The sequence below is a fragment of the Nocardia sp. CDC153 genome (assembly GCF_035818515.1).
GTDB lineage: Bacteria > Actinomycetota > Actinomycetes > Mycobacteriales > Mycobacteriaceae > Nocardia.
On record NZ_JAYKYU010000005.1, the window covers coordinates 615,096 to 639,353 of the forward strand.

25 protein-coding genes are annotated in these 24,258 nt (G+C 68.9%); 15 read left to right on the forward strand and 10 right to left on the reverse strand.

Annotated elements, in window-relative coordinates; translation table 11 throughout:
• Positions 1–37 precede the first annotated feature (37 nt).
• The 9 genes from folC to VMT65_RS29645 all read left to right on the forward strand — a co-directional run bounded on the left by folC (position 38) and on the right by VMT65_RS29645 (position 10,706).
• Positions 38–1,408, forward strand: a complete 1,371-nt coding sequence (folC, locus tag VMT65_RS29605; protein ID WP_326311919.1) for a bifunctional tetrahydrofolate synthase/dihydrofolate synthase — start codon at positions 38–40, stop codon at positions 1,406–1,408.
• Complete coding sequence (locus VMT65_RS29610) at positions 1,405–1,824, forward strand: DUF4233 domain-containing protein (protein ID WP_326311772.1); 420 nt, start codon at positions 1,405–1,407, stop codon at positions 1,822–1,824. The genes folC and VMT65_RS29610 overlap by 4 nt, the downstream gene beginning before the upstream one ends.
• 84 nt (positions 1,825–1,908) lie before the next feature.
• Complete coding sequence (gene ndk / locus VMT65_RS29615; protein WP_326311773.1) at positions 1,909–2,325, forward strand: nucleoside-diphosphate kinase; 417 nt, start codon at positions 1,909–1,911, stop codon at positions 2,323–2,325.
• A 484-nt stretch (positions 2,326–2,809) separates the two neighbouring features.
• The gene (locus tag VMT65_RS29620; protein ID WP_442790323.1) at positions 2,810–5,968 is read left to right on the forward strand and encodes a translation initiation factor IF-2 N-terminal domain-containing protein; all 3,159 of its coding nucleotides are present in this window, start codon (positions 2,810–2,812) and stop codon (positions 5,966–5,968) included.
• 340 nt (positions 5,969–6,308) lie between these two features.
• Positions 6,309–6,620, forward strand: coding sequence for a 50S ribosomal protein L21 (rplU, locus tag VMT65_RS29625; protein ID WP_036547931.1), 312 nt, complete (start codon positions 6,309–6,311; stop codon positions 6,618–6,620).
• A gap of 42 nt (positions 6,621–6,662) precedes the next feature.
• A complete protein-coding gene (gene rpmA, locus VMT65_RS29630) occupies positions 6,663–6,929 on the forward strand; it encodes a 50S ribosomal protein L27 (protein ID WP_040806195.1) in 267 nt (88 codons plus the stop codon).
• Positions 6,930–7,066: 137 nt separating this feature from the next.
• The gene (gene obgE / locus VMT65_RS29635) at positions 7,067–8,521 is read left to right on the forward strand and encodes a GTPase ObgE (protein WP_326311774.1); all 1,455 of its coding nucleotides are present in this window, start codon (positions 7,067–7,069) and stop codon (positions 8,519–8,521) included.
• Positions 8,522–8,660: 139 nt separating this feature from the next.
• Entirely contained in the window at positions 8,661–9,761 is a 1,101-nt protein-coding gene (gene proB, locus VMT65_RS29640; RefSeq protein WP_326311921.1) for a glutamate 5-kinase, read from the forward strand.
• A gap of 261 nt (positions 9,762–10,022) precedes the next feature.
• Positions 10,023–10,706: a hypothetical protein gene (locus VMT65_RS29645; RefSeq protein ID WP_326311775.1), complete on the forward strand. Its 684-nt coding sequence runs from the start codon at positions 10,023–10,025 to the stop codon at positions 10,704–10,706.
• A gap of 188 nt (positions 10,707–10,894) precedes the next feature.
• Here the strand turns inward: VMT65_RS29645 and VMT65_RS29650 are convergent, their stop codons facing one another.
• A complete protein-coding gene (locus VMT65_RS29650) occupies positions 10,895–11,995 on the reverse strand; it encodes a methyltransferase (RefSeq protein WP_326311776.1) in 1,101 nt (366 codons plus the stop codon).
• A 125-nt stretch (positions 11,996–12,120) separates the two neighbouring features.
• Positions 12,121–12,960: an NAD(P)H-binding protein gene (locus VMT65_RS29655; protein ID WP_326311777.1), complete on the reverse strand. Its 840-nt coding sequence runs from the start codon at positions 12,958–12,960 to the stop codon at positions 12,121–12,123.
• Positions 12,961–13,071: 111 nt separating this feature from the next.
• On the opposite strand from VMT65_RS29655, the gene VMT65_RS29660 reads away from it, so the two are divergent.
• Positions 13,072–13,566 (forward strand): MarR family winged helix-turn-helix transcriptional regulator, encoded by a 495-nt coding sequence (locus VMT65_RS29660; RefSeq protein WP_326311778.1) that lies wholly within the window; start codon positions 13,072–13,074, stop codon positions 13,564–13,566.
• A gap of 6 nt (positions 13,567–13,572) precedes the next feature.
• Here the strand turns inward: VMT65_RS29660 and VMT65_RS29665 are convergent, their stop codons facing one another.
• Genes VMT65_RS29665 through VMT65_RS29675 form a run of 3 tightly spaced genes read right to left on the reverse strand, consistent with a single transcriptional unit; the run spans position 13,573 to position 16,589 of the window.
• Complete coding sequence (locus tag VMT65_RS29665) at positions 13,573–13,746, reverse strand: hypothetical protein (protein WP_326311779.1); 174 nt, start codon at positions 13,744–13,746, stop codon at positions 13,573–13,575.
• Positions 13,747–13,779: 33 nt separating this feature from the next.
• Positions 13,780–15,921: a RecQ family ATP-dependent DNA helicase gene (locus VMT65_RS29670; protein ID WP_442790324.1), complete on the reverse strand. Its 2,142-nt coding sequence runs from the start codon at positions 15,919–15,921 to the stop codon at positions 13,780–13,782.
• Positions 15,922–15,968: 47 nt separating this feature from the next.
• Positions 15,969–16,589: a TetR/AcrR family transcriptional regulator gene (locus VMT65_RS29675; RefSeq protein ID WP_326311780.1), complete on the reverse strand. Its 621-nt coding sequence runs from the start codon at positions 16,587–16,589 to the stop codon at positions 15,969–15,971.
• 74 nt (positions 16,590–16,663) lie between these two features.
• On the opposite strand from VMT65_RS29675, the gene VMT65_RS29680 reads away from it, so the two are divergent.
• Together VMT65_RS29680 and VMT65_RS29685 are read left to right on the forward strand one after the other, a co-directional pair.
• Positions 16,664–17,410, forward strand: coding sequence for an MBL fold metallo-hydrolase (locus VMT65_RS29680; RefSeq protein ID WP_326311781.1), 747 nt, complete (start codon positions 16,664–16,666; stop codon positions 17,408–17,410).
• Positions 17,411–17,597: 187 nt separating this feature from the next.
• Positions 17,598–18,008, forward strand: coding sequence for a hypothetical protein (locus VMT65_RS29685; RefSeq protein ID WP_326311782.1), 411 nt, complete (start codon positions 17,598–17,600; stop codon positions 18,006–18,008).
• Positions 18,009–18,012: 4 nt separating this feature from the next.
• Here VMT65_RS29685 and VMT65_RS29690 read toward each other — a convergent pair whose 3' ends face one another.
• From VMT65_RS29690 to VMT65_RS29700, 3 genes are all read right to left on the reverse strand, one after another.
• A complete protein-coding gene (locus tag VMT65_RS29690; RefSeq protein WP_326311783.1) occupies positions 18,013–19,236 on the reverse strand; it encodes an RtcB family protein in 1,224 nt (407 codons plus the stop codon).
• A 92-nt stretch (positions 19,237–19,328) separates the two neighbouring features.
• Positions 19,329–20,552 carry a glutamate ABC transporter substrate-binding protein gene (locus tag VMT65_RS29695; RefSeq protein WP_326311784.1) on the reverse strand — a complete coding sequence of 408 codons (1,224 nt, stop codon included), beginning with the start codon at positions 20,550–20,552 and terminating at the stop codon, positions 19,329–19,331.
• A 208-nt stretch (positions 20,553–20,760) separates the two neighbouring features.
• Positions 20,761–21,315: a TetR/AcrR family transcriptional regulator gene (locus VMT65_RS29700; RefSeq protein ID WP_326311785.1), complete on the reverse strand. Its 555-nt coding sequence runs from the start codon at positions 21,313–21,315 to the stop codon at positions 20,761–20,763.
• Positions 21,316–21,399: 84 nt separating this feature from the next.
• Between VMT65_RS29700 and VMT65_RS29705 the strand changes: the two genes are divergently transcribed.
• The 3 genes from VMT65_RS29705 to VMT65_RS29715 all read left to right on the forward strand — a co-directional run bounded on the left by VMT65_RS29705 (position 21,400) and on the right by VMT65_RS29715 (position 22,769).
• Positions 21,400–21,831: a nuclear transport factor 2 family protein gene (locus VMT65_RS29705; RefSeq protein WP_326311786.1), complete on the forward strand. Its 432-nt coding sequence runs from the start codon at positions 21,400–21,402 to the stop codon at positions 21,829–21,831.
• 84 nt (positions 21,832–21,915) lie between these two features.
• Complete coding sequence (locus tag VMT65_RS29710) at positions 21,916–22,404, forward strand: MarR family winged helix-turn-helix transcriptional regulator (RefSeq protein ID WP_326311787.1); 489 nt, start codon at positions 21,916–21,918, stop codon at positions 22,402–22,404.
• On the forward strand, positions 22,401–22,769 hold the full coding sequence (locus tag VMT65_RS29715; protein ID WP_326311788.1) for a DUF5313 family protein: 369 nt from the start codon (positions 22,401–22,403) through the stop codon (positions 22,767–22,769). The genes VMT65_RS29710 and VMT65_RS29715 overlap by 4 nt, the downstream gene beginning before the upstream one ends.
• A 24-nt stretch (positions 22,770–22,793) precedes the next feature.
• Here VMT65_RS29715 and VMT65_RS29720 read toward each other — a convergent pair whose 3' ends face one another.
• The gene (locus VMT65_RS29720) at positions 22,794–23,198 is read right to left on the reverse strand and encodes a DUF4189 domain-containing protein (protein WP_326311789.1); all 405 of its coding nucleotides are present in this window, start codon (positions 23,196–23,198) and stop codon (positions 22,794–22,796) included.
• A 92-nt stretch (positions 23,199–23,290) separates the two neighbouring features.
• Positions 23,291–24,244 carry an alpha/beta hydrolase gene (locus VMT65_RS29725; RefSeq protein WP_326311790.1) on the reverse strand — a complete coding sequence of 318 codons (954 nt, stop codon included), beginning with the start codon at positions 24,242–24,244 and terminating at the stop codon, positions 23,291–23,293.
• Between the last annotated feature and the right edge of the window lie 14 nt (positions 24,245–24,258).

The window sequence follows — 24,258 nt, forward strand, 5'->3', positions numbered from 1 at the left end:
GAGCGCCACCGGCACCTCGCCGGTGGACCTCGCCGAAATGGCGCTGGTCGAGGCCGAACTCGACCAGCGCTGGCCGGAAACCAAGATCGAGCCGTCGCTGGTCCGCATCGCCACCGTCATGGATCTGCTGGGCTCGCCCCAGCAGTCCTATCCGGCCATCCACATCGCGGGCACCAATGGCAAGACCTCGGTCACCCGTATGATCGACGCCCTGCTCACCGCCCTGCACCGGCGCACCGGGCGGATCACCAGCCCGCACCTGCAGCTGGCCACCGAGCGCATCGCCATCGACAACGCGCCCATCACCCCGGGCCGCTACGTCGAGGTGTACCGGGAACTGCTGCCCTACATCGAGATGGTCGACAAGCAGTCCAAAGCCGCTGGCGGACCGGCCATGTCGAAGTTCGAGGTGCTCACCGCCATGGCGTACGCGGCCTTCGCCGAAGCGCCGGTGGACGTAGCGGTGGTCGAGACCGGCATGGGCGGGCGCTGGGACGCCACCAATGTGATCGACGGGCAGGTCGCCGTCATCACCCCGATCGGGTTGGACCACACCGACTATCTGGGCCCCGACCTCACCTCCATCGCGGGGGAGAAGGCCGGAATCATCAAGAAGGCCCCGCAGGACGACCTGGTTCCGCGTGACACCGTCGCCGTCATCGCCCAGCAGGAACCCGAAGTCATGGACGTGCTGCTGCGCCGCGCCGTCGAGGTCGACGCGGCCGTGGCGCGCGAAGGCTCGGAGTTCCAGGTGCTTTCGCGGCGCATCGCCATCGGCGGGCAGATGCTCGAACTGCAGGGCCTCGGCGGCGTGTACGACGAGATCTTCCTGCCCATGCACGGCGAACACCAGGCCCGCAACGCGGCGCTGGCCCTCGCCGCGGTGGAGGCGTTCTTCGGCGCGGGCGCGTCCCGTCAGCTCGATATCGACGCCGTGCGAGCCGGTTTCGCCGCCGCGGTCAGCCCCGGCCGGATGGAGCGCATGCGCAGCGCGCCCACCATCTTCCTCGACGCCGCCCACAACCCGCACGGGGCCAAGGCCCTGGCCGCCACGCTGACAAGCGAATTCGACTTCCGCAAACTGGTGGGCGTGATCGCCGTACTCGGGGACAAGGACGCCGCGGGCATCCTCGACGCCCTCGAACCGGTCTTCGACGAGATCGTCGTCACCGAGAACGGCTCCCCGCGCGCCCTGCCCGTCGACGATCTGGCCAACCTCGCCGTCCAGCGCTTCGGCGACGAACGCGTGGCCGTGGCCCACGATCTGGCCGACGCCATCGAAACCGCCATCGCCCTCGCCGAGGGCGGGGAGGACGGCGAATTGGTCTCGGGCGCGGGCATAGTCATCACCGGCTCCGTCGTCACCGCCGGGGCGGCCCGCAGCCTGTTCGGAAAGGACCCAGCGTGAGCGAACCGACCGAAGGCCCGGCCACCCCGGACGTGCCGCCGCCCGCCACCGACCCGTGGAAGGGTCTGCGCGGCGTCATGGCCGGAACCCTGGTCCTCGAGGCCATCACGGTCCTGCTCGCGCTGCCGGTGATCAGTGCCGTCGGCGGCGGCCTGCGCTGGTGGTCGGTCCTCTACGTCGTCGGCCTGGCCGTGGTCATGTTCCTGGGCGCGGGCCTGCAGCGCCGCCCCTGGGCCATCCCCTTCAATCTCGCCCTGCAGGTCGCGCTGCTGCTCGGCGGCTTCATCCACCTCTCGATCCTGGTGATCGGTGTGGTGTTCGTCGCCGTCTGGATCTTCGTGCTGTTCCTGCGCGCGGACGTGAAGAAACGCATGGAGGCGGGGACCCTGCCCAGCCAGCGCATGTCCGGAGCCTGATCCGGACCTCCGAAATCCGGCAGACCGGGCCGTGCGTTCGGTCTGCGTTTTTCCTGCTGAGCGCATCCCGGTTAAGGTTGCGCTGTGACTGAGCAGACGCTGGTACTCATCAAGCCCGACGGCGTGGCCCGTGGCCTCATCGGGGAGATCATCGCCCGGATCGAGCGCAAGGGCCTGAAGTTCGCGGCCCTCAAGCTGGTGAACGTCTCCGAGGAGCTGGCCGCCCAGCACTACGCCGAGCACGCCGAGCGCCCCTTCTTCGGCTCCCTGATCGAATTCATCACCTCCGGCCCGGTCGTCGCGGCCGTCCTCGAGGGTGAGCGCGCCATCCCCGCCTTCCGCCAGATCGCGGGCGGCACCGACCCGGTCGAGAAGGCCGTCCCCGGTTCCATCCGCGGCGACTACGCCCTCGAGACCCAGTACAACCTCGTGCACGGCTCCGACTCGCCCGAGTCCGCCAAGCGCGAGATCGCCCTCTGGTTCCCCGAATTCGCTCTCTGATCCACCGGGGGTGAGAGCCCCCGCACTCTCCACCGACAGGTCCGGGGGCCCACCCCCGGACCCCGGAAACAGCGGACGCCCGTGAGACTCGCGAGGCCCGCTCCGGGCCGCGTGGGCACGACGCCCCGACGTGGTGTGGGATACTGGCTCTGGAAGTGACCGACGCGGGCCGTTTGCGGCGCGCGTCAGCCACCTTCGAATTGACACCGCGGAGCGACGGACGATCATCGCTGCCGCCGACGGCTTCCAAGACTCGGCCGCCGGGCAGGCACGCTGGATGAACGCTCGTGACACGGAGTTGAGCCAACCAACCAGGCGCCACGTGACCAGTTAGCCCGAACGACGAGATACCGGTGATAACGGGCCACACGGCGCGAAGACTTACGATCTCACGCCCGCGGGCGTGAGGCCGACAAGACAGCGCCCCCGCGACGGCCGCGTCACTCCTGAAGAGGAACGCGCCCGGGGGCCCCGAGGAGATTTCGTGGCCGATCAAGAGCCGCTGGAAGCATCGCAGAGCAATGGCGAAGGGGAGGGCGCTTCGATCACCCCGGCTGCCGAACAGTTGCCGGAACGGATCCGAGTGCACGCACTGGCGAAGCTGCTGGGCACCACCAGCAAACGAATTCTGGCCCACCTGACCGAGATGGGCGCGCAGGCGAGAAGCCCGCAGTCGAGTCTGGACCGCACCGTCGCCGAGACCGTCCGCGACGCCTTCGGTCCGCGTGACATCGAGGCCGCCGAACCGTCGGCCGCGCCCGCGCCGATCGCCGAATCGACCGTCGACGCGGCCATCGCCGCCGGGGACGACCGGGCCGCCGACGAGCTCGCCGCCGAGGAAGTGGAGGCCGCCGAGGCCGCCGTGCCCCCGGCCAAGCCGACCGCCCTGTTCGCCAGCCCGTTCCAGAGCGAACCGCTGGTCGAGGAGCCGGTCCAGTACCAGCCCGCGCCCGTCGTGGCCGCGCCGCTGTTCCAGGCGCCCGACGCCGCGGCCGCCGAGGAGGCTCGCCGCAGGCGTCGCGCCGAGCGCAAGTCCCGCGTCGAGGAGAAGGCCGTCGAGGACAAGGACCTCGAGGCCAAGGCCGTCGCCGTCGAGGCCGTCACCGAGGAGACCGCGTCCGAGGACACCGAGGACGAGGGCGATTGGGACGGTGATCAGGATCGCGACCAGCGCGGCGAGGGCACCTCGCGGCGTCGCCGTCGCGGCCGTCGCGGTCGCGGCCGGGGTCGCGGTGAACAGCACGGGGACAGCGACACCGACGACGAGGGCGAGGACCAGCCCGAGACCGACGAGTCGGCCGAGTCCGCCGACACCGAGGCCGAGGACGACGACGAGGGCGCGGCCGTGCCCGAGGGCTCGAGCAGCCGTCGCCGCCGTCGCCGTCGCCGCCGCAAGGGCGGGGAGGACAACGAGCCCGAGGCCGCCGACGACGATCCGCCCAACACCGTTGTCCACGAGCGGGAGCCGCGCAGCAAGCGCCGCGCCGCCAAGGACGTCGACGAGGTGCAGGGCATCAGCGGCTCGACCCGGCTCGAGGCCAAGCGTCAGCGCCGCCGCGACGGTCGCGAGGCCGGTCGCCGTCGCCCGCCCATCCTGACCGAGTCGGAGTTCCTGGCCCGCCGCGAAGCGGTGGACCGGGTGATGGTGGTGCGCGAGAAGCACTTCCCCGACCACCCGACCTCCACCACCCAGGTGGCGGTGCTCGAGGACAACATCCTCGTCGAGCACTTCGTGACCTCCACGGGCTCGGCGTCCATGGTCGGCAACGTGTACCTGGGCAAGGTCCAGAACGTGCTGCCGTCGATGGAGGCCGCCTTCGTCGACATCGGCCGCGGCCGCAACGGCGTGCTGTACGCGGGCGAGGTGAACTGGGAGGCCGCCGGTCTGGGCGGCAAGGAGCGCAAGATCGAGCAGGCGCTCAAGCCCGGTGACACCGTGCTGGTGCAGGTCTCCAAGGATCCGGTGGGCCACAAGGGCGCTCGCCTGACCACCCAGATCAGCCTGGCCGGACGCTTCCTGGTGTACGTGCCCGGCGGCACCTCCACCGGCATCTCCCGCAAGCTGCCCGATACCGAACGCAAGCGGCTCAAGGAGATCCTGCGCGACATCGTGCCGCAGGACGCGGGCGTCATCATTCGCACCGCCTCCGAGGGCGTCTCCGAGCCGGAGCTGGCTCGCGATGTCGAACGGCTGCAGGCGACCTGGCGCACCATCGAGGAGCAGTCCAAGAACGGCTCCGGCGCGCCCAAGACCCTGTACGAGGAGCCGGACCTGTTGGTCAAGGTCGTGCGCGACCTGTTCAACGAGGACTTCTCCAAGCTGGTCATCGAGGGCGAGCGGGCCTGGACCACGGTCGAGAACTACGTCCGCACGGTCGCCCCCGACATGCTGGCCCGCGTCGAGCGCTACGAGAACAACGGCGTCGACGTGTTCGGTTCGCTGCGGATCGACGAGCAGCTGGCCAAGGCCCTGGATCGCAAGGTGTGGCTGCCCTCGGGCGGCACCCTGGTGATCGATCGCACCGAGGCCATGACCGTCATCGACGTCAACACCGGCAAGTTCACCGGGTCGGGCGGGTCCAATCTCGAAGAGACCGTGACCCGCAACAACCTGGAGGCGGCCGAGGAGATCGTGCGCCAGATGCGGCTGCGCGACATCGGCGGCATGATCGTCGTCGACTTCATCGACATGGTCCTCGAGTCCAACCGGGATCTGGTGCTGCGCCGCCTGACCGAGGCGCTGGGCCGCGACCGCACCCGCCACCAGGTCTCCGAGGTCACCTCGCTGGGCCTGGTCCAGATGACCCGCAAGAAGCTGGGCACCGGCCTGGTCGAGGCGTTCTCCACCACCTGTGAGACCTGCCACGGGCGCGGCATTCTCGTGCACAACTACCCCGTCGAATCGGGTTCGGCCCCGGCCGAGAGCGGTGAGGGCGTGGGTCGTCGCGAGGGTTCGCGTCGCCGCCGCAAGGACCGCAACGCGGCCGTCGCCGAGACCCCGGTCGTTGAGCCGGTGGTCGAGGAGAAGGACGACAAGCCCGAGGAGAAGGCGGAGAAGGCCGAGAAGGCCGCGGCCAAGCGCGCCCATCCGGTCGCCATGGCCATGGCCGCGCACGCCGCCGAGGAAGCCGCGCACGCCTCCGAAGAGGACGCCGTCGCGGCCGCCGATGCCGCGAACGCGGTGCTGGCCGAGGGCGATTCGGCCACCGTGGCCGATGTCGACGCGGCCGAGTCGACCATTGTCCGCGAGGCCGAGAACGCCGCCGCCGAAGCCGCCATCGCGGCCGACACGGTGACCGAGATCGAGTCCGAGACCGAGACGGCCGTGGAGGCCGTGGAGGCTGCGGAAGACACCGCCGCGCATGCCGCGACCAATGGCACCTCGACCGCGGCGGCCGCCGATGAACCGGCCGCCGAGTCCACGCTGACCGCTCGTCGTCCGGCCCGCCGCCGGGTGGCGCGCACGGTCTCGGCGCCGGCCGCCGACAGCGCGGGCGCGGTGTTCGTGCTCTCCAGCTCGGAGCAGACCGAGAAGCCGGGCTTCAACCTCGAGGACCTGGCCCCGGCCGTGGTCCCGCCGCGGGCCCGCCCGCGTCGCCGCGCCGCGGGCCGTCCCGCCGGTGCGCCGGAGGGCGAGAACTAGCCGCTCGGTAGTGAGACGACCGTGGCCCCGCCGGAATCCGGCGGGGCCACGGCTTTTCTCCGAGTGACGAAGCTCCCTGCTACCGGCGGGCGGCCCGGTTTGGAGGGGGTTGGGCCCGTCCTGTAGTCTTGGTCAGTCGCTGCCCCCTGCGACGGCACTCTGTTGTGACTAGTGCTGTGAGTGGGCCCGGTTAGGTTCGGTAGAACCACAGGCCCGAGGCGGCGGTGAAAACCACCAGACCAGTCTGCGGCGGTTTCCGGTGCGAACCGGGCGACCAGCCGCGTGAGCAGAGTGCCGAGCACTTCGCGCACTTGAACAGAGAAAGAAGGGCAGCCGACCGATGGCAACGTACGCGATCGTCAAGACCGGCGGAAAGCAGTACAAGGTCGCGGTCGGTGACCTGGTGAAGGTCGAGAAGATCGAGGGTGAGCCGGGCACTTCGGTGTCGCTGTCGCCGGTGCTCGTCGTTGACGGTGCCGAGCTGACCACCGATGCTGACAAGCTGGCGAAGGTCTCCGTGTCCGCCGAGGTCGTCGAACAGACCAAGGGCCCGAAGATCCGCATCCACAAGTTCAAGAACAAGACCGGCTACCACAAGCGTCAGGGCCACCGTCAGAAGCTGACGGTCCTGAAGGTCACCGGCATCAAGTAATCCGACTTGGGGTTCGTCACCCCGGCACGAGGAGTTTGAGAAATGGCACATAAGAAGGGTGCATCCAGCTCGCGCAACGGTCGCGATTCGAATGCCCAGCGGCTCGGCGTGAAGCGCTTCGGCGGCCAGACCGTCAAGGCCGGCGAGATCCTGGTTCGCCAGCGCGGCACGCACTTCCACCCCGGCGTCAACGTCGGCCGTGGCGGCGACGACACGCTGTTCGCCCTCGAGGCGGGCGCGGTGCAGTTCGGCACCAAGCGTGGCCGCAAGACCGTCAACATCGTGGTGCCGGAGCCGGTGAACGCCTGACCGGCGCACCGGAGTTCGCTCCACTAGCTTTTCGCGAAGCGGGTCAGGGTTCGGAGTAACCCTGGCCCGCTTTGCTGTTTTCAACACGAACCCATGCAACACAAACGACTAGTCCCTGAAGGAGGATGATCACCGATATGTCCAAATTCATCGACCGTGTCGTTTTGCACGTGCGCGCGGGCAAAGGTGGGCACGGGTGTGCCTCGGTGCGGCGTGAGAAGTTCATGCCCCTGGGCGGCCCGGACGGCGGCAATGGCGGCAATGGCGGGGATGTGATCCTCGAGGTCGATCCGAACGTCCACACCCTGCTGGACTTCCACTTCCATCCGCACGCCAAGGGCGGCAACGGCAAGCCCGGCGAGGGCGGCAACCGCAATGGCAAGCAGGGCGAGGGGCTGCTGCTGAAGGTGCCGGACGGCACGGTCGTCATGAGCACCGACGGCGAGGTGCTGGCCGACCTGATCGGCGCGGGCGCGACCTTCGTGGCGGCCCAGGGCGGGCGCGGCGGGTTGGGCAATGCCGCGCTGGTGTCCAAGTCGCGCAAGGCTCCCGGTTTCGCGCTGCTCGGCGAGGAGGGCCAGGAGCGCGATCTCGTGCTCGAGCTCAAGTCGGTGGCGGATGTGGGCCTGGTGGGCTTCCCGTCGGCCGGCAAGTCCTCGCTGGTGTCGGTGCTCTCGGCGGCCAAGCCGAAGATCGCCGACTACCCGTTCACCACGCTGGTGCCCAATCTCGGTGTGGTGCAGTCGGGTGACACCACCTTCACCGTGGCCGATGTGCCCGGTCTGATTCCGGGCGCGAGCGAGGGCCGCGGCCTGGGCCTGGACTTCCTGCGGCATCTGGAGCGCTGCGCGGTGCTCGCCCACGTGGTGGACTGCGCGACGCTGGAGCCGGGCCGCGATCCGATCTCGGATGTGGACGCGCTCGAGGCCGAGCTGGCCGCGTACCAGCCCGCCCTGCAGGGTGACACCGGGCTGGGCGATCTGGCCGACCGGCCGCGCGTGGTCATCCTCAACAAGGCCGACATCCCCGATGCCGACGAGCTGGCCGAGTTCGTGCGGCCGGAGTTCGAGAAGCGCGGATGGCCGGTGTTCAAGATCTCGGCGGTGAGCCGGGAAGGCTTGCGGCCCTTGACCTTCGCGCTCGCGGAAATGGTCGCGCAGTACCGCGCGGCGCATCCCAAGGCCGAGCCGAAGCGGCAGATCATTCGCCCGGTCGCCAAGGGCGACAGCGGTTTCCGGGTCATCAAGGATCCGGAGGTCGAGGGCGGCTTCATCGTCATCGGCGAGCGTCCCGAGCGCTGGGTGCACCAGACCCAGTTCGACAACGACGAGGCCGTGGGCTACCTGGCCGACCGCCTGGCCCGCCTCGGCGTCGAGGAGGAGCTGGTCAAGCTGGGCGCCGAGCCGGGTTGTTCGGTGACCATCGCGGACTACTGCTTCGACTGGGAGCCGTCGATTTCCGCGGGTGTGGAGACCCTGATGACCCGCCGCGGCGTGGACCCGCGCCTGGACCAGACCGAGCGCATCGGCGCGGCCGAGCGCAAGCACGCCTCGCGCGTGCGCCGCGGTCTGGTCACCGAGGACGACGAGTAATACTGTGCCGCAGGGCCGTTCGCGAACAGGCGGGCGGCCGGTGCGGTCGAGGAACGGATTCGGGTGCGACGATGCCTCGGCATCGCGGGCGAATTGAGGTGTGGTGCAAGTGAGTTCGGGTGGCACTCGGGTGAGCGAGCTGAGCGCGGCGCGGCAGGCGATCGCCTCGGCGCGCAGTGTCGTGGTGAAGATCGGTTCCTCGGCGCTGACCAGCCTGGAGGGCGGTCTGGACACCGGGCGGCTGGACAAGCTGGCCGACGCGGTGGAGGGCCGCATGCGGGCCGGGTCGGATCTGGTCGTGGTGTCCTCGGGGGCCATCGGGGCGGGCATGGCTCCGCTCGGATTGTCCAAGCGCCCAAAGGATCTCGCGACCAAGCAGGCCGCGGCGAGTGTCGGGCAGCTGGCGTTGGCGCACGCCTGGGGCACCTCCTTCGCCCGCTACGACCGGGTGGTCGGCCAGGTGCTGTTGAGCGCGGGGGATTTCGGTCGCCGCGAACCGCACCGCAATGCCCAGCGCACCCTCGATCGGCTGCGCTCGCTGCACGCCATCGCGGTGGTGAACGAAAACGACACCGTCGCAACCGAAGAGATCCGCTTCGGCGACAATGACCGGCTGGCCGCGCTGGTGGCGCACCTGGTCGGCGCGGACGCGCTGATCCTGCTGTCGGACGTCGACGGCCTCTACGACGGCGACCCGCGCAAGGGCGCGGCCACCTTCATTCCCGAGGTGCGCAGCAGCGCCGATCTGGACGGCGTGATCGCCGGATCCGGTGGCGCGCTCGGCACCGGCGGCATGGCCTCCAAGCTCTCCGCCGCCCGCCTGGCCGCGGACGCCGGTGTGCCGGTGCTGCTGGCGGCGGCTTCCGATGCGGCCGCGGCCCTTTCGGGCGCGACGGTCGGCACCGCCTTCGCTGCGCGCCCGGTGCGACTCTCCGCCCGCAAGTTCTGGGTCCGCCACGCCGCCGACGCGCGCGGCGCGGTCCACCTGGACGCGGGCGCGGTGGCCGCCGTGGCCGAACGCCGCCACTCCCTGCTCGCCGCCGGAATCACCGAGGTGGCGGGCCACTTCTACGGCGGCGACGTGATCGACCTGATCGCCCCCGACGGTCACACCGTGGCCCGCGGCGTCGTCGCCTACGACAGCGACGAACTCGAAACCATGAAGGGCCGCTCCACTTCCGACCTCCCCGACAGCATGCAGCGCCCGGTCGTCCACGCCGACGACCTCGTCAAGGTCTGACCGTCCCGCCCTCCAGGACGCGTCATCCGTGCGCCGTCGTCTCTCGTTCTCCTCATCCTGGCGTGTTCTTGGCCGGGACCTCGCCTGCCGGTGTGGATTCCGGCCAAAAGCACGCCGGAACGACCGATTAACGGGTGCGGGCGACGGGGAGGTTGTCGCGCGGTTACGGCTGAATTGCGTTGGGGGAGAGGGCGAGTAACGGGTACAGACCGGCCGGTTGGTCTCTGGGGCGAGAGGCAGTCGCAGGGCGGGGGAAGGGCAGTGGGCGGGACGGCCGCAGCGGTCATTCTGGAAGTGCACCCGGTGCCGCATCGAGATGTGCCCTTCGCCGATAGCGGTTGCCCGGATCCGGCGCGGTCCGCCCTTGCCGCGCCGGGCTCGCGGTCCGGCGGCCGCCCGCGGCTCCGGGTGCGCCGCACCGCCGTGGAGGTAGGTATGTACGTACCCCAACCTGATAGCACACACCTGTGGCGGGCGAGCGGCCGTGCCGGAAGTTCGACCGATGCGAGTTTCGAGGAGAATCGCCCGCTATTGCCCGATTGGCACGAGTTGCTGGCCGCCTTCTGCGGTCACATCGGCGATCAGCCCGAGGATCACGCGGTCACCCGCTGGGCCCGGGCGCTGGCCGAACTGCACCTGCAGCGCCGGGACCGCCCCGGCGACACCGGCGGGATCGACGAACTACGAGCCGAATTGGTGACGTTCATCGACGAATGGGTGATGAGCCGGGCGCTGCCGAGGGGTGCAGCGCGGGCCGAATCCCTCGGGGCCGTGGTGGATGCCATGGCGGCCGCCCACGTGCGCGCCGTGCATCTGCTGAAGACGGCCGAGAAGGTATCGGACGAACAAGTACACGCCGCCTGGTTCCTGTTGGCGCAGATGGCGGACGGCTGGACCGATCGGGCCGCAGGGGTTGTCGGCCCACGGATCCGCCGTTCCGCCTGAACGCGTCTGCGCGACAGCCGAATCAGGGGGCAGCAGGCCCGTGGCGGGCGTGTGGGATTGCGCCGCGCACGCCCCGCGGGCGGCGTCGACGGGCCCGGGTGTGGATCGGTGCAGGGGGCCGACCAGCACCCGGGCCGTCGTCGACCTCCTATCGGTCTCGGGCGGCTCGCGGTGGTCTCGGGGGGGACTCACCAGGACGGATGAGCCTCGATCACGCTGACGTGGGCGACCGTCGGCACCACGCGGGTGAGCACGAAACCGGCGCGGGAGAGCAGGTTTCCGAACTCGGTCTGCGTGCGCTCGCGCCCGCCGGGGGTCTGAACCAGCATCTCCAGGTCGATGACCTTGCCCGGATGCGGGCGCTGGTTCTCGGGCATGACCACGTCGATGATGAGCAGCCGCGCCTCGGATTCCATGGCGGTGCGCACGGTGCGCAGAATGCGTTCGGCGTCCTCGTCGTTCCAGTCGTGGATGATGTGTTTGAGCAGGTAGGCGTCGCCGCCCTTGGGCACCGAGTCGAAGAAGCTGCCGCTCTCGAAGGTGAGGCGACCGGTGAGGCCGGGGCCCAGCAGTTGCTCCGGCAGGCTCTCCACCACACGCGGCAGGTCGAAGACGGTGCCGCGCATGGACGGATGCCGCCGCAGGATGTCCAGCAGCAGGCTGCCGCGACCACCGCCGATATCCACGATCGAGCCGTAGCGCCCGAAATCGTAGGCGGCCTGGATGGGTTCGGTGGCCAGGGAGCCGACGCTGGTCATGGCGCGGTCGAAGAGCTCCCCGGCCTCCGGATGCTGCTCGGCGTATTCGAAGAACTCCATCCCCTCGGTCTCGGGCCACAGGGACCTGCCCCGCCGCACCGACTCGGGCAGGGTCGTCCAGTGTTTGCGGTGCAGGTCGGATCCCAAGAGCCGGAACAGATCTCGCAGCGAGACCGCCGCGTCCGAGCGCAGCCCCTCGGAGATTCCGGTTTGCTGATACGCCCCGTCGCGTCGCTGCGTGAAGACCCCGCCGCTGATCAGCAGGCGCATCAACCGCCGTAGCGCGTCCTCGTTCACGCCGATCGCGCGCGCCAGGTCCGCCGGTTGGCGGGGACCCTCGGCGAGCGCGTCGGCGATGCCGAGTTCGGCCGCGGCGCAGGCGGCCTGGGTGAGGTAGCCCACGGTGGACAGTTCCAGCAGCGCGATGTGTCCGGGAACCATCCGCCGCTGCAGGGCGGCCAGACCGTCGCGGACACGGGTGAGGAAGCGCACGAGGGGCAGGGGCGGAACCTTGGGTGCTGCGGACGCCATGAGAACTCCCCGGGATCATTGCGGCGACTGCGGGATTTGCCTGAGCCTACGCGCTCCGCCCCTGGTGGACAGCGGTTTCCGCGACCAAGGGCAACCGGTTCGGCGGGTCGGGGTCCCCGCCGCGGTCAGGCCGGGGCGAAGGCGGCCGCGTTCTCGCGTGCCCACTGCGCGAAGGTGCGGGCGGGGACGCCGAGCAGGGTCTCGGTGGTGTCGGCGGGGGCCTGCGGGCGATCGGCGAACGCGGCCCACGTCGACAGCAGCGCGTCCGCGATGAACGGCGGCATGGTGCGCACCATCTGTTCTCGGGCCGCCTCGGGGGTGATGGTGTGGACCGGGATCTCGCGACCGATGGCCGCCGAGATCGCGCCGACCTGGGCTTGGAAGCTGATCGGCTCCGGACCGGTGAGAGCGACCGTGCGGCCGCGCAATTCGTCGCCGGTGAGGGCGGCGACCGCGATATCGGCGATGTCTCGAGGGTGGATCATCGCCAGGGCGACCTGCGGATACGGGAGTTCGACGGGTCGCCCGGCCGCGATGGCCTCGCTCCAGCCGAGCGCATTGCTGTCGAATCCGCCGGGTCGCAGCGTCGTGGTGGTGAGAGTCGAAGCGGCGAGCGCCTTTTCGACCGCGATGTGCATGGCGGCGATGGGGTTGGCGTCGGCATCGAACCCCTCGGCCGCCGAGGAGGACAGCAGCACAACGTGTTCCACACCGGCCTGCTCGGCGGCGGCGGTGAACGCGTCGGCGAGTTCGGGGCTGGCGTACAGGAAGACTTGCCGCACGTCTTGCAGTGCGGTGGAAAGACTTTCGGCGTCACCGCCGAGACCGACCGCCTCGACCCCGGCGGGCAGTTCGAGGGCGGAGGGATCCTTGCTGGCAGCGCGAACCGGCAGGCCGCGGGCGTGCAGGCTGTCGATCACGGCGCGGCCGATCTGGCCGCGGGCACCGGTGACGAGGATGGTCATGGCGAACTCCGATCGAGGGGGAATCCATGCATATGAACAAATGCATGCTGTCATGCACACATTTGTCCGTCAACACATATGTTCCGGTATGCATGTGGTTACGATGTGCACATGACCCAGGACGACCGCACCCCCGACGAGCTGCTCGATGCCATCGGCCCGGCATTCGGCAAGCTCAAGCGCGGTGTCCTGCAGGAGGTCGAAAACCCCATCTCCACCAGGGATTCCACCCGCGCCCTGGTGCTGGGCATGGTGCTGGGCTGCCCGACGGGGCCGGACGGGTCGACGGGGGAGATGACCGTCGGCGGTGTCGCCGCCGCGCTGTGCGTGGACCCATCGGTGGCCAGTCGCATGGTCACCGACAACATCAAGGCCGGTTACCTGCGCCGCGTTCCCTCTCAGCTCGACGGTCGCCGCGCGGTTCTCGAACTCAGCCCGCAGGGCATCGAGTTCATGGCCGAGTTTCGCCGCCGCCAGCGGGCGGCCTTCGAATACATCACCGCCGACTGGCCCGAACGCGACCGCCTCGACTTCGCCCGCCTGATGCTGCGCTACGTCGACGCGATCGACAATCTCAAGAACCGCGGGCCCGCCGCGGAGACCTGAGCGTCGTCAGGGCGTGCCGCCCATGCCGTACCGGGCGACGTCACGATCGGGATCGTAGGTGGTGCCGTAATCCACCGCCGCGGGTTCCCGGTCGGTCTCCTCGATCCATACGGTCGGCTCCGGCGGCAGCTTGCGCCACCGTGCCCGCGGGTCGGGTTCTTGGTTTCCGTTGTCGCTCATGATGATTCCCCTCCTGATTCGAGCGTACCGAGGTCACGACGGGGTGGCGAGGGCGAAAGGCAGGACGGCGTCGGCTCCGGCGGCGCGGAGCGTGCGGGCGGCCATGGTGAAGGTCCAGCCGGTGTCGGTGAGGGCGTCCACCAGGAGGATGGGGCCTTCGATCGCGGTGAGATCCGGTGTCTCCCAGGCATTGTGGAGGGCCGCGACACGATGGGCGGAATTGGCGGCCGACACCGGCGGCAGGTCGGGGCGCAGGTGCAGGACGCCGAGGTCCTGGAGGCGGCCGACCTGGGCAAGTCGGGCCGCGAGGGAGCGGGTCAGGATCGGGCGGTTGCCGGAGTCGAGAGCCGTGACAGCGGTGGGGCGCTGAGCCCAATCCCATTCGCGCAGTACCGTTGTGCAGAAGCGGAAGACCTCGTCGGGGATGGGGGCGTCGGGGCCGTCGAGGAGGGGGCGCAGGCGCTGACCCCAGCCCAGGTCGCTGAGGCGGCCCAGGACGCGACCGGTCTCGGGGCCGTCGGTGATCTTGCCGGACAGGGGAATTCCGAGTTTGGCCAGGCCGGTGGGCCATTGCTTGCGCGGCGCGAGGTCGATGCCGGGGCGGTCCAGGCGGGTGCGGATCTCGGCGAGGGCGGCCGCGTCCACCGTGGTGTCCTGGCGGGTGCCGGTGCAGTTGTCGCAGCGGCCACAGTGGGTGCCCAGCACCAGGCCGGGATCGTCGAGTTGGCTGCGCAGGAACGTCATTCGGCAGCCGGTGGTGGACTCGTAGTCGATCATGGCCTGCTGCTCGGCCGCCCGGGCCAGGCTCAGGCGCTCGTAGCGTTCGGTGTCATAGACCCACGGTTGGCCGGTGCCGAGCCAGCCGCCGCGGACCCGGCGCACCGCACCGTCCACATCAAGGACTTTCAACACCATTTCCAGGCGTGAGCGGTTGAGCTCCACCAGCGGTTCGAGTGCCGCGGTGGACAGCGGGCGATCGGTGTCCAGCGCCGAGAGCACCGAGCGCACGATGTGCTCGCGCGGAAACGCCACGGAGGCGAAGTAACTCCAGATCTGGCGGTCCTCCGGGCCGGGCAGCAGTATCACCTCGGCGCGCTCGGTCCCGCGGCCCGCGCGGCCCACCTGCTGGTAGTAGGAGATGGGGGAGGAGGGCGCGCCCAGGTGCACCACGAACCCGAGATCCGGCTTGTCGAAACCCATTCCGAGTGCCGAGGTGGCGATGAGCGCCTTCACCTCGTTGTTCAGCAGCGCGGCCTCGAGGTGCTCGCGTTCGGTGGGATCGGTCTGCCCGGTGTAGGCGGCGACGGTGTGCCCGTGCGAGTTCAGCACATCGGCCAGATCGTGCGCGGCGGCGACGGTCAGCGTGTAGACGATGCCCGAACCGGGCAGCTCGTGCAGCCGCTTGCTCAGCCACGCCGTGCGCTCCACCGCGTCGGCGATCCGCACCACCGACAGGTGCAGCGACTCCCGGTCCAGGCTGCCCCGCAAAACCAGTGTGTCCGTGCCGATCTGGGTCGCGACATCGGTGACCACCCGGTCATTGGCGGTGGCCGTGGTGGCCAGCACCGGCACCTCCGACCCGAGATCGGCGATGAGCGTGCGAATCCGACGGTAGTCCGGCCGGAAATCATGCCCCCAGTCCGAGACGCAGTGCGCCTCGTCGATCACCACCAGTCCGGCGTCGGCGGCCAGTTTGGGCAGCACCGAATCCCGGAAGTCCGGATTGTTCAGCCGCTCCGGACTCACCAGCAGCACGTCCACTTCTCCGGCCGCGACCCGCGCGTGAATGTCGTCCCACTCGGTGACATTGCCCGAATTGATGGTCGCCGCAACGACTCCCGCCCGCTCGGCCGACGCGACCTGGTTGCGCATCAACGCCAGCAGCGGTGACACGATCACCGTCGGCCCCCGCCCCTGCGCCCGCAGCAGCTTCGCCGAGATGAAGTACACCGCCGACTTGCCCCACCCGGTGCGCTGCACCACCAGCGCCCGCCGCCGCTGCACCACCAGCGCCTCGATCGCGGTCCACTGATCCTCCCGCAGCCGGGCATTCGGCCCGGCCAGTTCCCGCAGCAGCCGTTCCGCGTCCGCGCGCAGTCCGCCCGCGCCGGACGCGGCGGTATCGGCGGGAAGGAGGTCGGCGGTATTCGGGTCGGCTGAGGTCACGCCGACCATCGTGCCTCACGGCACCGACACCGCGGGGTCGGCGTCGGCATGTTCGGCTAACTTCGCACCCCCGGATACCGCAGGTGAGCGGCGACGAGGGTGTCGACCAGGTGGTCGAGGGGCAGCCAGGGGAAGCTGGGGCGATCCTGGCGAAGCGTGATGAGGCCGTGCATACCGGCCCAGAGACACTGCGCGGTGGCGGCGGGGTCGGGGACGCCGGCGGCGGACGCGGTGTCGACCATGAGCTCCATGGTGGGCAGGCCGGGGAGCTGACCCTCGGTGGGTTCCCAGCCGGGTGTTCCGGCGGTGCCGAACAGGACGCGGTAATGGCCGGGATGCGCGATGCCGTAGTCGACGAAGGCGTGGCAGAGGGCCGAAAGCCGCTGTGCGCCCTGGTCTTCGGGAATCGGGGCGAGGGCCGCCAGCAGTGCCTCGCGGAGTTCGCCGAAGCGGAGTCGATAGACGGCGGTGAGGAGTTCGCGTTTGTCGGCGAACTGCAGATAGACGCTCTGCGGGGCGACTCCGGCGGCGCGGGCGACCGCGCGCAGGGACAGGGCCTCCTGGCCGTCGAGATCCTCGAGCAGTCGGCTGGCGGCGGTGACGAGCTCGTCGCGCAGGCGCCCGCCCTCACCGCGGCGATTGCGGTTGCGGGAGACGGTCACTGGTTGGTCCGGCACATTGACAGGTTAACAAGACAGGCGTCTACTTAGAGCCAGCCGTTAAGTAGACGCCTGTCTTGTTAGGAAAACCCATGCTCACGGTGACCCGCGTCGTTCATGCCAGCGCCCTGCTCGACTTCGGTGGAGCCCGAATCCTCACCGACCCGTGGCTGTCGGAAACCCGCTTCTACCGCCAGGGCGAGCCACGCGCCTTCGCCACCGCGGCCGATCTGCCCGAGCTGTCCGGCATCGTCATCAGCCACGGCCACTACGACCACTGCGATCTCGACGCCCTCGTCACCTATCCCGACAAATCGGTGCCCTTCGCGGTGGTTCCGGGACTGGCGAACAAGGTGCGCGCCGCGGGCTTCTCGAACGTGGTCGAGCTGGCTCCCTGGCAGCGCACCCATCTCGGCCCCGTCGAGGTGACCGCCGCCCCGGCCAGCCACGGCGTCCCCGAGGTGACCTTCGTGCTGCGCGCCGACGGCCACACCGTCTTCTTCGGCGCGGACACCCTGCGCATCGCCGAACTCGACGAAATCGCCCGGCGTTTCCCGGATCTGGATCTCGCGCTGCTGCCGGTGAACGGCCTGCGCATCCGCCCGGCCCTGAACAAGCAGGTGGTCATGGACGCCGTCGAGGCCGCCGACCTCACCAAGGTGCTGCGTCCCCGCGTGGCCGTCCCGATCCACTACGCCTTCTCCAGCGGCCCGCTCGGCGACCGCCTCATGACGAAGGGCGACCGCGCGGGCGCCGAGCATTTCCGTGCCGCCGCGGCCGATCTCGCCCCCGACGCAATCGTGCAAATACTCCCAACCGGACATGAATTCGCCCTCTAAAACACCGCTGAACAGCGCCTTGATTGCGGACCGGTCAAGATCGCGCGGAATCCCGTGGCCGGACGCACAATTAGGTTCCGGGCACGAAGGGCGTCCGGGGGTGCGCAGGGAGACGCAGATGCCGGAGAAGTTTCCGTCGCCCGCGGGGTGGACTCCGCCCGGGGCACAATTTCGCACGAGCGGCGGTGTGTCACGGACGATGACGGGCGCGCTGGTGGGGCTGATCCTGACCCCGATCGGCATCGCCTTCGCCGCCCGCGGCGCCGCCGGAACCAGACAGTGGACGATCCTGGGTGACTTCGCCGATCGCGTCGGCTCGACCTTCGAGATCGTCATCGCCGCAGCGATATTCCTGGTGGTGGCGGCGCTGGCGGCCTATTCGGCGGCGGGCACGATCACCGCCGGTCTGGTGTGGGGCGTGCTGCCCGGGATCATCCATTTCATCTTCCCGGACGACACCTTCCGCCTGATCGGCGATCTGCCGGTCTCCGACGACATGCACATCGCGCTGTTCCAGTGGCTGCAAACCGGATTCCCGCTCATCGTGGGCATCCTGCTGGTGGGCGCGGGAGCGGCGGCGACCTTCCGCCGCCGCTGACCCGTCAACCCTTCACGCACAACACCTGGCGCAGCGTGGCGACAATATCGACCAGATCACCCTGGGCCGCGATCACCTGATCGATGTCCTTGTACGCCGCGGGGATCTCATCGATCACCCCCGCGTCCTTGCGCGACTCCACCCCCTCGGTCTGAGCCACCAGATCCGCCACGGTGAACTGCCGCTTGGCCGCATTCCGACTCATCCGCCGCCCCGCCCCATGCGAAGCCGACTGGAACGAGGCCGGATTCCCCTTACCCCGAACCACATACGAGCGCGTACCCATCGACCCGGGAATCAACGCGAGATCCCCGGCCCCCGCCCGCACGGCACCCTTCCGGGTCACCAGCATCGGCATCCCATCGATGACCTCCTCGGCCACATAGTTGTGGTGGCACGAGATCGGCTCATCGAAATGCACTGCCAGCCCATCGAATTCGTCACGGACGGCCTTGCAGACCAGTGCCAGCATGACGGCGCGGTTGCGGGCCGCATACTCCTGCGCCCAGGTCAGATCGCGACGGTAGGCATCCATTTCCGGTGTCCCGGAAAGGAATACCGCCAGATCGCGATCGGGCAGGTCGGCATTGTGCGGCAGGGCGCGCGCGACGGCCATGTGGCGCTCGGCGAGTTCCTTGCCGATATTGCGGCTTCCGGAGTGCAGCAGGATCCAGACGCGCTGCTCGGTGTCGATGCAGATTTCCTGGAAATGGTTTCCGGATCCAAGCGTTCCCATCTGCTTGTGCGCCTTGGATTCACGTGCGTGGACCGCCGAATCCAGCGAATCGAACGCCTTCCAGAAGCGGTCCCAGCCTGCCCGCATAGTGGTGCCCGCCGAATGCTGGCCGAAAACCTCTGCGTTCAAGCGGTTCACGTCGACCGGATCATCGTGAGCCCTGAATCCGACCGGCAGTGTCGCCTCGATCCGGGACCGCAGCGAGTGCAGATTGTCCGGCAGATCGCTCGCCGTCAGCGAGGTCAGCACGGCCTCCATCCCGCATCCGATATCCACCCCCACGGCCGCGGGCGCGACCGCGTCCTTCATCGCGATGACCGATCCGACCGTCGCCCCCTTGCCCAGGTGGACGTCCGGCATGACTCGCACGCCGTACACCCACTCCAGTTGCGCGATGTTTCGCAACTGCTGCAGCGCGGCCGGTTCGACCTCGTGCTCGTGGGCCCACATGAGCGTCTGCGCTCGGGTGCCGCGCAGCTCGACGGGAAACATTGGACTGTCCTTCCTTTCGACTGCCGTCGAGGGTAGGTGCACCGCCCGTCCCGGTGCACCGCATTATTCGGCGGTCGAACTCCGGTGCGCGCTCACGGTTCGACGAAGTCGGCGGCGAGGGCGCACAGTTTCCAGGAGCCGTCGCGGCGGACCATGCTTCCGGTGTAGTCGATGTCCTTGAAGTAGCCGCGGTATTTCTCGGGGACATTGGTGAAGGTTTCGTGGAATGCGAAGGTCGCGGAGTTCGGGTCGGTTTGGGTGACTCCGGTGACGGTATTGGTGTAGCCCGCGTTCTTCACCTCCGCGCCGAGCGTTTTGTCGAATTGCGGAGTGTATTGAAAAACGATTTCATCAATGGCGTCGGCGGTTTCGGGGCAGACCAGCGAGCGGAAGCCTTCCCAATCACGGGCATTCGAGGTGGCGGCGACGGCCGCGGCGGCATTCACCAATTCCGGGTCGAGGGTGGTGGGATCGCCGGGTTCGACCACTTTGTCGGGGGCATTGAAGACAACCGGCGCGGGCAGCGGCTTGTATCCGCTCGCCGCGAGATCGCTCTCCATGGCGCGCCGCCAGCTGCCGTCCTCGATCATCAGGCGAATGGCCGAGGTGATGCGACTCTGTAAATCCAAGTCCCCCTTGTGCACCCCGACCCCGTAGCGCTCGCGGGTGAAACGGTGTCCGACCACGCGCAGCAGGCCCGGGTGTTCGTGGGCGTACCCGGCCAGAATGACGTCGTCGGTGGTGACCGCGTCGACCGTGCCCGCGATGAGGTCGGAGACGCACTGCGCGTAGGTGTCTCGGGTCGTGAGTTTCACACTGTGGGCGAAGCTGCGTCGGATCTTGTCGGCGGAGGTGGAGCCCTCCGCGGTGCAGACCGTGCGCCCGTCGAGGTCCTCGGGTTGGTCGATGGCGTGTTCGCTCTGCCGTACGAGCAGGTCCTGTCCGGCCATGAGGTAGGGCCCGGCGAAGGAGACCAGTTGCTGGCGGGCCGCGGTGATGGAGTAGGAGGCGACGATGAAATCGACCGCGCCCGAGTTCAACAGGTCCTCGCGCTGCTCCGAGCGCGCCTCCCGCCAGGTGATGTGTTCGGGGGTGACGCCCAGCTTCCCGGCGATGTACACGGCGGTGTCGACGTCGAATCCGTGTGGTTTGCCGTCGGGTCCCTTCACCGACAGTCCGGGCTGATCGAATTTGATGCCGATGGTGAGCGCGCGGGGCGGCGGTTCCTGCGGTATGTCCTCGGCCTTGGGGGTGGTGCCGCAGGCTGCCACGGTCAGACCAGCCGCAATGGCGACGGCACGGATCGCACGCTTCATCGAATCTGATCTCCTGTCGTCAACTCATGCGGATGAAACACGAAGAACAGCCCCGGGCCGAGGTGCCGGTAGGGCAACCGATCAGCACATGGTGCATCAAATCATCCGAGTTGCAAAAACGTGCGGACATTGCGGAACACTGCGGGCGATTCGCCCACGTTTCAGTTCATTCCGCAATAATTCAGCGATTATTGCCCGCGGTTTGCGATCAGCGGGTACGGAGTCCGTCGGCGATCACGGCGAAGGTGCGCTCGCGCAGGCCGGGATCGGCTCCGGCCTCGTGGACGGCGAGAAAGACCCCTTTGACAATTGTCAGTAAATCGTCGACCCCGATTTCCGGTCGCACCGCCCCGGCCTCTTGGGCGCGGGAAAGCAGTGTCGCCAGAGCCTGTTTGAGGTCCTGCGAGACGGTGCGCGGATACTCGCCGCCCTGGGTGCGCAGGGCATCGGCGAGGTCGCGCTTGACGGTCCCCTGGAGAACCAGCAACTCCAGGAATTCGAAGAACACGGTGCCGGGGTCCTCGGCCTCGGTCAGTCCCCGCGCGTGCGTGGTGATCTTCTCGACCTGGTCCAGGATGGCCGCCTCGAAAAGCGCTTCCTTGGTGGGGAAGTGGCGGTAGACGGTGCCCGCGCCGACGCCCGCGCGGCGCGCGATCTCGTCGAGGGGCACCGAAATGCCCTCGGCGGCAAAGGCTTCCTGGGCGGCGGCCAGTACCCGCTCGCGATTGCGGCGGGCATCGGCGCGCAGGGGTCGATCCGTCACGACCGACAGCCTACCCACCCGTTGACAACCGGGGCGCGCGCCCCGAATACTAACCGGGTCCAACGTTCCGTTTTTGGAGGCATGGTGTCCACTTCCGTCGAAACCCCTCGTGACCTTGTCGAACGTCTCTTTCTCGGACTGCCCTCGCGCGATGCCGACCGCTTCGCGGCGCTGCTCGCCCCGGATGTCGTCTTCGAGATCCCGTTTCCCATCCCCGGCGAACCGACCCGCATCGAAGGGCGGGAGCAGGTGCGCGACTACCTCGCCTCGCGCTGGTCGGGCATGCCGGGCATTCAGGTCCACGGCATCCGGCCGGTCATTCACGAGACCACCGATCCGGAGGTCTTCGTGGTCGAGAACGATGTCGAGGTCACCCGACCGACCGGTGAGCGGGGCTGGTTTCGCAGCTCCGTCAATGTGATTCGCGTGCGCGACGGTCTGGTCGCGCTCTTCCGCGACTACATGGACACGGGTCGGATCCTGACCATGCGGCAGGAGGTGCAGGGTCGGGTGTGACCGCTATTACCCACCGAATCGTCGACTAACAGTTAGTGCGTTAACTATTGTTGCCCTAACCCAAGACGATTCGGAGGGCCCGACATGGAGTTGGCGGCCGAGATGGATGATCCGCTGCGGTTGGATCGGCAGGTGTGCTTCGCGCTGGCGGTGGCCAATCGCGCGGTGTTGGCGGTGTATCGGCCGCTGCTCGAACCCATGGGCCTGACCCATCCGCAGTATCTGGTGATGTTGGCGCTGTGGGGTGAGGCCCCGATGTCGGTCAAGGACATCGGGGAGGCCATTCAGCTGGATTCGCCGACGCTCTCACCGCTGCTCAAGCGGCTCGAGGCGGCCGGGCTCATCACCCGCCGCCGTGACAGCAACAACGAGCGCAATCTCGTCGTGGATCTCACCGACGCCGGGCGTGAACTGCGCAAGGAGGCCGAGAAGATTCCGCCCGCGGTGGTGGAACGGCTCGGGGTGAGCCTGGCCGATCTGGAAGAACTGCGCGAGGTGCTGAACCGGGTCAACGACGCGGCGCGCGGATCGGTGCTGGCGGAGCAGGGATCGACGAAGGGAAACCGGAAATGAAGCGCCCCAACCCGATTCAATGGCTCGGTTACTCGTGCGGGCGGGTGCTGCCCGAGGATCTGCACGAGTGGGTGCGCAACGACCTCACCGGCACCTGGGCGGTCCCGCGGCACATCGTGCGCCAATTGGTGCCGCTGGTACCGGTATTCGCGCTGGCGTTTCTTCTCCCGGGCGAGCTGTGGTTGAAACTGGCCGTGATCCTGCTCGGCCTGCTGCTGGCACTGTTCTACATCGTGGCGTACATGCCGATGAACCGCGCGCATCGACTCGTGAAGCACGGCTTCCCCGAGGATCTGGAGAATCCGGCCCGCGCGGCCCGACGCGCGGCCGAGCGGGCGGCGTACGAGGCCCAGTACCCGCATTGAGCCCCGACTGCGTGGAACCGTTTGCTACTGCACGTTTTTGGTGCAGGCGCTGGTGACGACGTGGGCGGCGACCGGTTGGGCGCTGCCCAGGTCCGGGAATGGGGGAGCGCTTTGGCCCAGGCCGGTGACGGCGTTCTGTTCGGCCTCCTCCTGGCTCGCGCCCGTGGCCCAGCCGAAGGTGCCATCGGCGCCCTGGGCGACCGCGCCGCAGCCGTCGGTGAACCGCAGCACGATCTCGCAGTCGTAGCTGCCGCAGTCGCGAATGGCGGCCGCGTCGGCGGCGACCCTATTGGTGTCGATGCCGCTGACCGCGGTGTTCCGCAGGCGGGAGAGGGCCAGCGTGCCGTAGCCGCCGGGGGCCGCGTCGGCGGTCGCGGCCAGTCCGGCCGTGAGGGTCAAGGCGGCGGTGAGGGCGGCGGTGCCTGTCACAATCCGTGCTACCGACAAGAGAATTCCTGACGTTTCAAAATGATCGAACGCAGGTGATGCTAACCCGTCGGGTTGTGAACCCACTGGGAATTTCAGACGACGGGTGTGCGGGCCAGGGCTCGTCGCAGCGCGGTGAAGGCCGAGGCATTGGCGCGCTGGGTTTCTCGCAGGTGCCAGGCCATGGACATGAACCCGTGCACGGTACCGTTCCAGCGGTGGATTTCGGTCGCGACCCCGGCGTCGCGCAGCCGCCGACCGTAGGTCTCGCCCTCGTCGCGCAGGGGATCGAATTCGGCGGTCGCGATATAGGCGGGCGGCAGACCGGTGAGATCGGCCAGGGTGGGATTGGCGTAGGGGTCGGACTTCTCGGCGTCCGAGGTCAGGTACTGCCGCCAGTACCAGCGCAGATGGGCGGCGGTCGTGAAGTAGCCCCGGGCATTGTCGGTATAGGACGGGCTGTCGCAGGCCGGATCCAGCATCGGGTACAGCAGCATTTGGAAGGCGATGTCGGGGCCGCCATTGTCGCGGGCGGCCAGGGCGGCGACGGTGGCGAGATTGCCGCCCGCGCTGTCACCGGCCACGGCGAGGCGGTTCGGGTCGCCACCCAGGGATTCGGCATGATCGGCGACCCAGCGCAGCACGGCGTAGGCGTCCTGCGCCGCCGCGGGGAAGCGGGCCTCGGGTGCGCGGCGGTAGTCGACCGAGATCACCAGCACACCGGCCGCATTCGCCATGGTGCGGCAGAAACGATCGTGGGAATCCAAGTCGCACAGGACGAATCCGCCGCCGTGGTAGAAGACCACCACGCCCGGAACGGTTTCGGCGTCCAGCGGACGGTAGAGCCGGACGGGTACCTCGGGCGCGTCGTCGGGTCCGGGTACCAGCCATTCTTCCACTGCCGCAACGGGAATCGGCTCGGCGGGTGCGGCGGGTCGGGCGGCCAGGAAGGCCCGCGCTTCGGCGGCGTCGAGCACCTCGGTGCCCAGTGCCGGGAACGCCGCGCTCGCGGCGTCGACGAAGCTCTGCCATTCGGGGGACAGGGTCATGTGCGGGCCTTCCT